General features: G+C 32.9%; 8 protein-coding genes. All 8 read right to left on the bottom strand.

What is annotated here, in order from left to right; translation table 11 throughout:
- Window positions 1-29 precede the first annotated feature (29 nt).
- The gene (locus tag NQQ59_RS14370; RefSeq protein ID WP_144219587.1) at window positions 30-2,099 is read right to left on the bottom strand and encodes a protein-disulfide reductase DsbD family protein; all 2,070 of its coding nucleotides are present in this window, start codon (window positions 2,097-2,099) and stop codon (window positions 30-32) included.
- A gap of 89 nt (window positions 2,100-2,188) precedes the next feature.
- A complete protein-coding gene (locus tag NQQ59_RS14365; RefSeq protein WP_144219586.1) occupies window positions 2,189-3,580 on the bottom strand; it encodes an alpha/beta hydrolase family protein in 1,392 nt (463 codons plus the stop codon).
- A gap of 22 nt (window positions 3,581-3,602) precedes the next feature.
- Window positions 3,603-5,597: a TlpA family protein disulfide reductase gene (locus NQQ59_RS14360; RefSeq protein WP_144219585.1), complete on the bottom strand. Its 1,995-nt coding sequence runs from the start codon at window positions 5,595-5,597 to the stop codon at window positions 3,603-3,605.
- Between the two features lie 64 nt (window positions 5,598-5,661).
- On the bottom strand, window positions 5,662-7,059 hold the full coding sequence (locus NQQ59_RS14355; protein ID WP_144219584.1) for a RagB/SusD family nutrient uptake outer membrane protein: 1,398 nt from the start codon (window positions 7,057-7,059) through the stop codon (window positions 5,662-5,664).
- 10 nt (window positions 7,060-7,069) lie between these two features.
- Complete coding sequence (locus NQQ59_RS14350) at window positions 7,070-10,666, bottom strand: SusC/RagA family TonB-linked outer membrane protein (protein ID WP_144219583.1); 3,597 nt, start codon at window positions 10,664-10,666, stop codon at window positions 7,070-7,072.
- Between the two features lie 99 nt (window positions 10,667-10,765).
- A complete protein-coding gene (locus NQQ59_RS14345; RefSeq protein WP_144219582.1) occupies window positions 10,766-11,953 on the bottom strand; it encodes a FecR family protein in 1,188 nt (395 codons plus the stop codon).
- A 100-nt stretch (window positions 11,954-12,053) separates the two neighbouring features.
- A complete protein-coding gene (locus NQQ59_RS14340; RefSeq protein WP_257698359.1) occupies window positions 12,054-12,569 on the bottom strand; it encodes an RNA polymerase sigma factor in 516 nt (171 codons plus the stop codon).
- A 236-nt stretch (window positions 12,570-12,805) separates the two neighbouring features.
- On the bottom strand, window positions 12,806-13,450 hold the full coding sequence (locus tag NQQ59_RS14335) for a Pr6Pr family membrane protein (protein ID WP_144219580.1): 645 nt from the start codon (window positions 13,448-13,450) through the stop codon (window positions 12,806-12,808).
- Window positions 13,451-13,494 lie beyond the last annotated feature (44 nt).

Raw genomic sequence — 13,494 nt, 5'->3', positions numbered from 1 at the left:
AAAAAATTAAACCCAACAATATGTTTTGATTATTTTTTGAAATTCCGGACTCCTTCTTGAAGCCAGTTGTAATAGCCGTTAATATCTGGATTATAAGCCGATGGTTTGTTCAAATCCTTTTCGTTGTGATCCATTAAAACATAATATGGCTGTGCATTTGTTTTATATTTTAAAATTTGAAGCTCACTCCATTTTTGTCCTGTATATTTTAAGACTTTACCTGTAATTTTAGAAACCACTTGTTCATTTTCTGGTAAAGGCCTTTTGTCATCCACATACAAAGAAATCAGCACTACATCATTATTTAAAACTGCTAAAACCTTTGGATCTGGCCAAACTCTTTCTTCCATTTTACGACAGTTTACACAAGCATAACCAGTAAAATCTATCATTACAGGTTTGTTTACTTTTTTCGCGTAAGCTAAACCTTGATCATAATCATGGAAAGTCGGAATTCCGTTTGGACCACTTTCTGCTCCTTGTGGTAAATCGCTTTTTTCTGTATTTTGAGTCACAACATTTCCAAAGCCATTTGGTGATTCACTGTATTGTTTTGCTGGTGGAAATCCGCTAATGTATTGTAACGGAGCTCCCCAAAGTCCCGGAATCATATACACTACAAATGACAGCACAATAATTCCTAAACTCAATCTTCCTACAGAAATATGAGTCGAAGGCGAATCATGCGACAACTGGATTTTTCCAAACAAATAAAAAGCTAATACCGTAAATATGGCAATCCAAATGGCTAGGAATACTTCTCTTTCTAATAAATGTAATTGTAAAACTAAATCGGCGTTGCTTAAGAATTTAAGTGCTAAAGCCAATTCTAAAAAGCCCAAAACCACTTTAACCGAATTCAACCATCCGCCTGATTTTGGCAATGAATTCATCCAGCCTGGAAAAGCAGCAAATAAAGCAAATGGTAAAGCAATGGCCAATGAAAACCCAAGCATTCCGACAATTGGTGCAATTCCCGCCTGACTTGCTGCCTGAACTAATAAAGTTCCAACAATTGGTCCTGTGCAAGAAAACGAAACTACAGCCAATGCCAACGCCATAAAGAAAATTCCAACAGCTCCACCAATTTCCGATTTTTGGTCGATTTTGGTCAACCACGAACTTGGTAAAACAATTTCGAAAGCACCTAAAAATGATAAAGCAAAAACCAATAAAAGGAGGAAGAACACGATATTAAAAACAACGTTTGTCGCTAAAGCATTTAAGGCATCTGCACCAAAAATTGCTGTCACTAAACTTCCTAAAATCACGTAAATTATGATGATAAAAATACCATACATCATGGCATTTTTAATTCCTGCCGCTTTCGTTTTACTTTGTTTTGTAAAGAAACTCACCGTCATAGGAATCATTGGAAATACGCATGGCGTAAACAAAGCAGCAAGACCTCCTAAAAAGCTGAAGAAAAATAAAGTCCAAAGGCTTTCTTCAGGGGCTGTTTTTCCTGAATCAGTTTCTGTTGTCTTTTTTAAACTTTCAGAAGTGTCTTTGCTGACAGTGCTAACAGAATCTGTTGTGTTGTTTGTGGTATCCTGTTTAGTGATTGATTCGTCTTGTGCAGGCAAATCTGTATTTTTTTCTTCTGTTACTGCAACTGCCGTATCTTCGTTTTTAACTGGCGTATCTGATTTTTTAAAAGTAAATTTTACTTCTTTTTCTCCTGGAGGCAAACAGCTGTTATCATTACAAACCATAAAAAATATGGTCGCATTTATAGTAAAAGCTTCGTTTGTTTTTCTTTCTATATTCTGCGTAAAAACAGCTTTATCTGCAAAATATTTAATTCGCATATTAAAAACCGGATCGTCTACTTCATGTCCTGCAGGTTCCACTACAGAACCAATCGTTTTGTAGTTTTTAGACTTCGGAAAAGTAAAATTTGTTGGTGCTGGTCCGCCAGATGGAACGTTTTGAGAATAAATGTGCCAGCTTTTATCAATTTTGGCAATTATACTCAAAGTATATTTGTTCTCTCCTATTTCTTTTACGGATGTTGTAAACGAAACTGGATCGTAAATTTGAGCAGTGAGATTACTTATCGCAAAGAAAAATGCGATAAAAAGGACTATTTTTTTCATGATGTTAGAATGAAATACTACAATTGAAAAGTTGTGATGATTTTAATCTTTGTCAAAGTTTTGAACTTTGACAAAGATCTTTTTTTTCATCATTTTTTATAACGGGTCAAAATCCATTTTGAAATATCTACCAGCACTTCTTCGGCAAAAACTTCATCAATTTCTTTGGCTTCATTTTGCGTACAAGTTTTACAATGCTGATACATATGATTCAAATTTGGATAAATCTTTGTCGTAAGGTCTTTTGTTCCTAAATATTTTTTGAACGAATCAATGTTTTCAACAGCTGGAACTTGAATATCTTTATCGCCATTTGCTATATATACGGGAACGGTGATTTTTGGAAGGTAATTTTCTGGCTTATAATGAATCGTATAACGATACCATTTTCTGTCGGCATCTTTTCCGTAACGATACAAGAAAGTCTGATCACGTCCGTCTAGCAATTGTACTTCTTTTAAAGTTGTCGAATCTTGCTTTTGCATCCATTCTTTCAACTTTACTTCCATCGCTGGTTGTGCCGATTCACCGTCTTTGGTATTGTACACAATATTGAACATGATGTTGTACATTTCCATTTGTTTCGCTACTACTTTATCTGTGAAATTATAGCTTTTAAGAATCGCTGTATTTTGAAGATTCAGCATTTCCAATCCGCTTACTCCAACACCAGAAAGGCTAATCATGAATTTTACATCTTTGTTTCTTGAACTCACAATCGATGCAATCATGCCGCCTTCACTATGGCCTATTAATCCAATGTAAGAAGCATCGATGTTTTTGTCGCTTTTCAAATATGCAATTTCTTCATCGATATCATCTGCAAAATCTCCTGTTGTGGCATTTTGGAAATCTCCTGTTGTTTTACCAAATCCGCGGTCGTCTACACGTAAAGAAGCAATTCCGTTTCGTGCCAAATAATCTGCTAAAACCGTAAAAGACTCTCTTCCCATATAGGTATAATTACGATCGTGCTGACCGGTTCCCGAAATTAAAATTGCTAACGGATATTTCTTTTTCCCTTTCGGAATAGTTAATGTTCCTCCGTAAGTCAGTTTCGTGTTTTTTCCTAAAAAAGTCATATCAATAACCTGATACGGATACGGTTTCTTTGGATGTTGCGAAAAAAACAAAGGCTCAATACTGCTTTGTTTCTTTAAAACAATTGCTGCATTTGGAATCGAATAGTTATTAAAAATACCAGAAATCGCAGTTTTATCGGCATTGTACTTTCCTTTAAAAACGAAATTATACATTTCATTTTTAAAGAAAACACTATCCTTTTCTGTTCGAATTCCAACTTTTATTCCGTCGTAAGACATTTCAGGAATACTCAACAAAAGAGAATCTTTTTTACTGTCAAGATCACCTGTAACTATTATTCTGGAAGAGTGGTACTGTCCCTGCCAGATGGTTTGCGAAAAACCAATCTGACAGCACAATACTAAAACACTGAGATATAAAAAATGAACAATTTTCATTACTTAACCTTTATTAACTAAATTATTTATTCTCAGATTTTAAATATTCAACGATGATCGAAATTTCGTCAGCCAATTCGCTTGGGCTTCCAAAATAACCATTCGACATCCATCTTAATTTTCCGTTCTGATCGATGATCATTTTTTCTGGAATTCCAGAGAAATGAAATGCTTTTGAATACTTGTCATAAACAGCATCAAATTTTCCTGTTTTTGGATTTTTGCTATCGTAAAGAATTGTAAAATCAAATCCTTTTTCTTTGATAAAAGCCTGAGTTTGTGCTTTAAAATCTTTGATGTATTCCATTGTATCCACAAAATAGAATTTTACATTCTGATCTTCTTTGTATTTATTCACTGCCATATTCATTCCTGGCATTGCATTTTTACAAGGTCCACACCACATTGCCCAGAAATCAAGAACTACAATTTTACCTTTTTGGTCAGCTAATTTTACTTTTCCGCCACGGCTGCTTTCCATCTCAAATCCGTCAATTGGAAGATTGATCAATTCTGAGATTAATTTCTTTTTGTGCTCTTCGTTTGTTTCTGATTTTAAAGAATGGAAATAAGCCTCAAAATCTGCTTCTTTTTTTCCTTCTTTTACAAATAAATCTTTGAAAGTTGCAATAGATGTTGGCGTGATTTTGTTTGCTTTTGCAGCTGAAACTAGATAAGCTTTTCCTTCAGCCGTTTTTCCTTCTCTTAAAAGCATTCTTGAATACACTTCATTGTATTGTGCATCTTCAAACTTCATAAGTGGTTTGATTTTCTCTAAATATTTTTTAGATAAATCATAGTTTTTGAAAATTTCTAAAAGTTTAGCATAAGTAAAATATTCTCTTGCAGCATTTTGTAAAGCTTGAGCCTGCCATTCTTTTAAAGATAATTTTCCAACATATTCTTTTGGTACAAATGCTTCTCTGCTTTCCATTTCAGGGATAATTACATCTGCATATTTTTTCAATGTTTCCAATGATGTTTTTTCAGTTCCTTCCTGATCTCTATCAAAAGGAATTGAAATTAAATGCCAAGCATAATCTACCAAGATATTATAAGAAACATTTTTTACACTATTGATTGCATAGCTGTAATCTTTGTTTTTTACGATATAGTTGTAAGCAATTCCTTTAAACATTTTATCATAAAACAAACCTTCTGTATCTGTATTTACATCAAGAAATTTGCTTTGCGGAAAGTTTTTCTCAAAAGCATTATACATCGCTACTTTTTTATTGAAATCAGCTTCATTAAAAATCTTTCTAATTTCAAGATCACGTGCTAAAACTCCGTTTGGATATTTTTTCAATAAAACATTCTGAACAGAATCTGCAAAAACTTTATGTTCTGGTGCCAATAAACCAATCGTTTTCTGAATGTTGTATTGTGTTGCATTGTCTAAATCTTTTCCACCTAAAACAAAACGAACTTCTCTTTTAATCAGTTTTGGCTGTGGTTCACCAGTTTCAAGTTGTTTCAATTTTGAACCTTCATAAAACACATGCGTACGGCTTTCAGGGTGATATTTCAATTCATTATTAATCCAAAACAAAGAAACTTCTTTTTTAATATAAGCACTGTCATGAACAATATTCGGAACTTGATCTTGTAAATCTGGACTTCTCAAAAATCCCCATCCTACATAAGAACCAAGACTTTTTTCTAGAATCCACGAATACGTCAATTTTCCTCCATTATCTTTAATCGTATCCGATTTGAAAACACAGTTAATAAAAGCCGCCTTATCTGAAAGTTTCATTTTAGTCTGCCATTTTTTATTGCCAACCGATTTTAACGTAATATCATCTGCAAGCCATCTGAAGTTATCGTAAGTATAAACTACACCTTCAACATGTTTTGCATTTTCTAGAGGAGTGTCAGCTGCATCATAAGTAATTGTGATTTCTTCGCCAGCGTTTGGATGTTCTGGCGAAAGAAGAAATTTTTGTCCGCCACTTTGAGCCAATAAAGTACTAGTGATACCAAAAAAGAATAGTACCAGTTTGAAATTTTTCATATTGTTTGTTTTTTGAAATTTAGTGCACTCAAAAATTTTGAGTGCACTTTTATGATTAATCTAATTATGGATTTTGCTGTAAGTTTGGTGCGTAATCATAATAAATTGGAGCGTAAGGCATTTGGTAACGATCACCATTTGGTGCTAATGTAAACGTCTGTCCTGCAAAAGTATGCGTAATGGTTCTAGCAAATTCTGGTTCTTTGTTTAATCGTTTCAAATCGAACCATCTAAAATTACCTTGTCCCATTAACTCTCTTCTTCTTTCTGCCAAAACTTTTATTAAAGCATCTTTACTGTCTGTTGCGGTCATGGCAACGTATTGTGCAGCTCTGAATCTTTTTTGTCTTAATTTATTGATTTCTGTCATTGCCAATTCTCCAGAACCAGCTCTTGCTAAACATTCTGCTTTTATCAACATCATTTCTGCAACTGTTGGACCTCCGTTTCGGCTTTCTCCTGTTATTCCCTCTTTAGCATAAGATCTACCAATTGTGTAATCCGAACTAAAAGTGCTGCTTGGTTGTGTAAACAACACATAACGTAAATCGTTTGTGTCAAATGTATTAATCAGCTCATTGCTTAATGATAGGATTTGTGGCGCATAAGCAAGAGAACTGTATCCGTTCCATTTTGATAGAATTAATTCTTTATCTAATCTTCTTGTTGGAAAAGCACTAAACTCATAATCTTCATAATTATTTAAAGTACTTTGAATAGCCAATGCTTTTTCTGCGTTTTCTAAAGCCAAAGGGTAGTTACGCATATACAGATACGTTCTTGCTAAAAGTGCATAAGCAGCCGCTTTAGAAGGAAATGCTACATTGTTTCCTGAATTAATTGGTTTTAATCCTGAATTTACAGCATCGTTCAAATCACTTAAAATGATATCGTATGCATTTTGAACAGAAGATCTTCTAATATTTTCCGAAACTGTTGGAGTTGTAAAAAGTACAATACCTAGATCTGTTGATGCTGTTGTAGCATCATAAGCTTTGCCAAAAGCATTTACTAAGGTTAGAAAAATAAACGCGCGGTGAACTTGTGCTTCTCCTTTTATCGCCAATTTTTCAGCTTCTGTTCCTCTTTTACTTTGCATTACTTCACTGATTATAATATTAGTATTGTACAAAGCACTATACATACTATTCATATTATAATCTATTTCACCGTCAAAATAAATTTGCTCTGCCCATTTATATTGATTAACAAAAGGACGATAATAATCTGAAGATCCTAATGCAGTTGTTTGAGCATCATTTTGAAAACTTATATCATCTGATGCTACATCTAAAGCACCATAATTAATGTCCAAGGTAGACGAATTATTTAACAGATATCTGTAGTTTTCCGTTTCTTCAGGTATTAATCTACCCTCTGTTTTGATATCAACGTAATTATCACAGCTCAAAACAATTGCTCCTACAGCTAATATTGTGATGTATTTTAAATATTTTTTCATCTTTAAAAAATTAAAAATTAACATTAAAACCAATTGAGTACATTGCCATTGCCGGCAATTTCATGTTAGTTCCTGTGTAAGGCAAGAAGTCAGGATCTAAACCGTCTTTGTTTTTTCTCCAAAAGAAACCAAGATTTCTAGCAGTAAAAGTTACTGAAGCACCAGTAATAGAACCTCTGTCAATCAATTCGCTCAAATCATATTTTAGTGAAAGTTCTCTAAAACGGATATGATCACCCTCCATAATACGGTTATCTGAATTCATATATCTCGCAAAACTTAGTCCGCTTGAGCCCACAATTCCTGGAACCGATGTAGTTGCCTCATCTCCTGGATTTCTCCATCTTTTGTCAATATCTGTATTTAAATCGTATCTACTGAATCTTCCTGATCTGTCTACATAACCTCCATAAGTTGGTTTAAACATTACGTAATCGAATTTATAAGTTGCCAAAATGTATAATGACAATTTTTTATACGTAAAAGTGTGGTTAAAACTTCCAAAATAAGATGGAATATTTGTTCCCATATATTTCATGTCCTCAATGTTCTTTAAAGAAGTAAAAGAGTTCACAATATTACCATCCTTATCATACACCTGTGTTCTACCAGTTGCATCTAATCCTGCTGATCTAAAAGCAAATATACTGTTCAATGGATAGCCCTCAATTGGTGGCGTTCCTCCTGATCCATTTAAATACTGGCTGAAATTTTGAAAACGAGAATCTGTTACTTCTGTAGTATTGTATGTAACTACAAGACCTGCATTCCAAGAAAAATCTTTTGCTTTAAGAATAGTTCCGTTCAAACTTAAATCTACTCCCTCTCCTGATAGTGTTGCTGCATTTTGTTTTAATGCGTTATTTTGAACACCGTAAAATGGCGAAATTGGGAACTCTACAATTAAGTCTTTACTATTCTTTTTATAATATTCTACAGTACCATTTAATCTACTATTAAAGATAGAGAAATCAACTCCTAAGTTTAATATTGCAGTTTTTTCCCAACGCAAATTAGGATTCGCAGGAGCAGTAATAAAAGCATAAGGTTGTTGCGAAAAAGTATCCAAATTACTTAAACTGATGTTTGTAAAAGGAAAAACTTCTAAATTGATATTTCCGTTATAACCGTAACTTGCTCTTAAACCTAAACTATTAAAAAAGTTACTGTCTTTTAAGAAAGATTCTTCTTTAATATTCCATTTTGCTCCTGTTGACCATAAAGGTGTTCTTCTTAATCTTTTATCTACTCCAAAGTTATTGTAGTCATCTAAACGTGCACTTCCTGTAAGTGTATATTTATTTTTATACGTATAACCAGCATTGGCATAGTATGATAAAAATCTTCTACGAACATCTTTATGCTCGTTACCATAACCTAACGTATAATTATACCCGTTTACATCAACGTAATTTAACGAAGGAAGATCTACAGACGTTTGCGTTTTTGGATTATAACCAAACAACGTTCTACCGTCTTGACTTTCTCTAGTTTCTCTAGCTTCGATACCTGCCATTGCGTTAATTAAATGATCCTGACCAATAATGCCATCATAATTTAATTGCCCTCTCATCGTATAACTGCTTGTACCGAATTCATTATTTTGATAAATACCTCCTAACGGAATTGCATTTACTAAATCGCCATTACTATTTATAGAAGTTGCCGAGTTGATTCTATCACGTGCAAAGAAGGTATCTTTATTGTACATATTATCATTTGATGTACGTGCACTTTCTATAGAATAAGTACCTACGGCATCTAAACCTTTTAATAAAGGAGCTGTAGCCGAAATGGTAGCACCAACATTTAATTCATTTGATGACCTGTCACTATTGTTCAATTCATCAATATAGTTGTAAGTCCATGGTAAATATCCCTTTTGTTCCAATGCCATAGTTTGAGCACTGTAATAACGTTGATAGTAATTTACTGAATTGCCATCATCTCCTACAATTTGATTATAGGGTAACAATGTATTTGCATCAATTCCTAACGGCTTTAATCCTAAAGCATTTTCATTATATTTAAAGATCGAACCTCTTAAGCTTGTTGTCATTTTTAAATAATTAAAAAGCTTAAAATCTTGGTTAGATAACAAAGTTAAACGTTGTCCATCAGTTCCTTTTGCCTGAGTTTCTTCCTTAGAGTACGACCCCGACATGAAATACGAATAATCATTTTGTGCTCCACTAAACGATAAATTATAGTTTTGAGTAGATGAAGCTTGCAGGAAATATTGTTCTGCTTGTCCGTAAGTATTACGATTACGCAATACATCTAGACCCGCATTTTTTTGAGCTTCAGAAATTTGACCTCTTTTGTACTGAAACATCAATTCCATTCCCTGACTAATAGGAGGAGCTAACATATAAGTTATACTTGCTGGATCTGTAACCAAATTTTTATCTACAAATTCTTGCTCTAAATTTAAAACCTGAGAAGAATTCATTAATGGCAATTTTGATAAAGAAGGCTTGTTAGAAAAACCATAATTTTGAGAAAAATTAATTCTGGTTTGTCCTTGTTTTCCTTTTTTAGTATCAATTACCATTACTCCATTTGCAGCTCTCGCTCCATAAATAGAAGCCGATGCAGCGTCTTTTAAGAATGTAATTTTCTCAATATCATTTGGATTAATGGTTCTAATGTCTAACTCTGTAGGCGTACCGTCAAGTACAATTAATGGCATTGCATTAGATCCCGCATTTGCAAATGTAGATGTTCCTCTAATAGCAACTTTATAACTCCCATTTCCCTCAACTGATCCTCTTGTATTTCCGTAAACAAAAGTGTTGTCAGAGTCTTCAATATTTAATTGCAAACCTGCTACCTGCCCTTCTAATCTGTGAAGCACATTATTTACCGGGACTTTATCTAATTCTTTAGCTGTAATTGCTACGAAAGATCCTGTAGAACGTTCTCTGTCAATTTTTTGGTAACCTGTTGAAACGATTTTTACTTCATCCAATTTGCTTACATCCTCTAACAAAATTGGATTAATAATTAAGTTATCAGAAACGGTTACTTCTGATTTTTTGTATCCTAAATATTCAAAAACAAGAACGTCTCCTTTTTTAGCCATGATTTCGTAAGAACCATCAAAATTGGTAATAGCACTTTTTCTAGTACCTTTTACCCAGACTGTAGCACCAATTAAAAATTCTTTTTTGGCATTGGTTACCACTCCTTTAATTTTCACTTCTTCATCTACTACAGAAGCTGTTGCTGTTCCTATATTTGCTTTTGTATTTAATGCAATAACAATCAATTTGTTATTTACGAATTCTGCTTTATAGTTATCACCTATTAACTCTTTGATAACTGCCATGACATCAGCTTTATTGACTGATATATTTACTCTTCTCTGTGCATCAAAAACATCATCACTATAGAAAAACTCAACATTGGTTTTTCTCGTAATTGTTTTTAAAACATTAGATACTGATTGGTTTCTTGCATTTATGCTTACTTTTTGGGAATAGGCAAAGGCAACTACGTTAAAAAGAAATATGGTTAATATTAGGGATTTCTTCATAAGGTCAAGAAATTTATCCCAAAGCGCGGATTTTACCCCACAATCTTTTGCGGATAGGTTTTTTTTCATACTTTTAAATGTTTTGGTTGGTTAATTGATTTCGAACTCTTTTTGTCGACTGAACAAATACTCGCCGGGAAATACTGCAATATTTTCCGGTTTTCTTTTTTACTTACTTACGGTTACTTCATACGTTTGGTTTACTTTGGTTATTTTATATTTAACATTGGATGATTTACTAATGACATCAAGAAAACGATCTATTGGTTCGTCTTTCAAAACGATTCCTGTGAATTTAATCTGCTCTAATGCTTTTTGTTCGAACTTCACATTAAAGTTGTACCATCTTGCCATTTTGGTCAAAATGTTTTTTAGATTTTCATTTTCAAAATAAAACTTACCATCTTTCCAAGCCGTATAAACAGATGGATCAACATCGACAACACTCAGACCTGCATTTTTAGAACGAGCTTGTTGCCCTGGATTTAAAACGACTGTTTGATTATCTTCAGAAACTTTTACTTTTCCTTCAGCAAGAGTCGTTTCAAAATTTTTGTCTTCTTCGTAAGCGCTCACATTAAAATGAGTTCCTAAAACAGTTACGTTTCCAGATTTAGTTTTTACTGTAAATGGAGCCTTCGGATCTTTACTTACTTCAAAGTAAGCTTCTCCTTCTAAAGTTACGTTACGTGTATTTCCACTAAATTCAACTGGATATTTTAAAGTAGATTTTGAATTCAGCCAAACTTTAGTTCCATCTGAAAGATTAACTGCATAAATACCACCAACTGGCACAATCAAACTATTTTCTCCTGTAGAAACTTTTCCGTTGAGTGCTTTTGCATCGTAAACCAAGACTTTGTTTACATTAGAGATGACTCCGTTCTTAGAAACAATTTTTTCTTTTTTAGGTTCTAAAGAAACAACCGTTCCGTCTGCCAAAACCAGGGTCGGATGATTGTATTGTGGCTCAATACTTTTTACCACTACTTCTTCCTTTTTTGGCTCTCCAGTTTTATTCAGATAAAAGAAAACAGAAGAGATTCCAGCTAAGAAAACTAAAATTGCAGCATATCTCCATACTTTTCTATAGTTGAAAAGTGAAATTACAGGTGAATCTTCAAAACCAAGTTTTTCCTTAATTCTTTCGAAAGCTGCATCAGTATTGACCGCATTATAAAATCTTTCTTTTCCCTTTAAAGTTTCTAAATCAATAACTTTCTGATAATATTCTTGATTTTCGGGTACAGAAAGCCACTCTTGCAAAAGAGCATTTTCTTCAATCGATAATTCTCCCGTAAGCAGTTCTTTTCTTATGAGAGCAGCGATTACAAATTCTTTCTTTCCTTGGGACATATTTTTTGATATTAAGTATCGGTTATTAACACTTTAAGTAAATGTTATATAACTAAGAGTACGAAACATCAAAAATGGGTGGAAGGTTTTTTGATTTTTTTTAAAGAAAAAGCAAAATAAATAAAAGTTCAGAGTGATTTTTAAGTTTTTCCTTCAATAATTCTATCGCTCTGGCACGTTGCGACTTGACGGTATTGATAGAAATATTAAGCTGTTCGGCAATATCTTTGTATTTCATTCCTTCTAAACAAGAAAGTTCAAAAACTTCTTTACATTTTTCAGGTAACGAATTTAAAGCATCAATTAAATCAGAATATAATTCCTCTTCCAGAATATTAAAATCAAATTCTGTAGTTTCATCAGAAAGTTTATGGTCGAGTTCTACCACTTTTTGTTCTTTCTTCAAAGCCAATAAAGAACCGTTTCGAACCATGGTGTAGAGATATGATTTTACATCATTTATCTTTTCAAACTTCACACGGTTTTCCCAAAGTTGTAACATTACATTTTCGACAACTTCTTCGGCCAGGAAATTGTCCTTAACAAAGTTTAAACTATAGCTCACAAGCCTTGGATACAAAGAATAAAATAGTTCTTTGTAGTAAGCTTCATCAATTCTAATATTTCCTTGTTCTGAGCTAATCTTTGTCTTCCTTTATTTGCGCAAATATAAATTTTATATCAACAAAACATCATTTTTACAAAATAATTATCATCAAATTCCTTAAAGCACTGCAAAAAAGTAAGAATAGAATGCTTTTTTGGTTTCAAGTCATTAGAATTCTCAAATTTTGAAAAATGGTTTATACTAAATATACGTAATAATTTGATTTTTGTTTTTATAAATAAAATCTAAATCTCTTTAGTTCTCATTTTGGAAATAGAAATCAGTATAACAGACAAAACCACAAAAGCAATTAAAACAAAAGTTCCGTTTATAAGAGCGGTTTCAAAACCTAATTTAGTAACATCAATAAACGGATAAGGATAAAAATTTGTCATTATTCCGTGAAACAAAGTGTAAATGATATACATAATCGGATAAATCAGCCAAAACGAAATAACCTTAAATGAAATTTTTTCTGGACTGACAAAAACTAGCCAATACAAGAAAAACAAAACTGGAACAACCGTATGAAATATTTCGCTCACAATAAGATGATGCCCTTTTAAATCAATAAGGGAACGAAGAAGGAGATTAAAAACCATTCCGACAATTAAAATATAAACCGTGATTGCAGTAATGGTTGTACACTTTTTAAAAAAGGAATTTAATTTACATTTTCCTCCAAACAGCAATAGTGCGCTACAAAAGAAAACTATTGTATTGGTCAGAATAGTAAAGAAGCTAAAAAAACGAACTGGGGCACTGAAGAAAGTAAATTCAGAACCTTTTAATAGCAAATAAAACTGAACAGGCAAGGCGTATAATTCGAGAGCAAAAATAATACCCAGCAAAATTTCCCCTTTAATCTTTGTGGTATTTTCGATTTCCATAATCCTATTTATGTCAGTAGACTAAAATAGAAATTTTATTCTAA

This window comes from Flavobacterium panacis, assembly GCF_024649945.1.
GTDB classification, from domain to species: Bacteria; Bacteroidota; Bacteroidia; order Flavobacteriales; family Flavobacteriaceae; genus Flavobacterium; species Flavobacterium panacis.
Note: the sequence above shows the minus strand (reverse complement) of the source record. Positions and strands in the feature narration are given on the sequence as shown.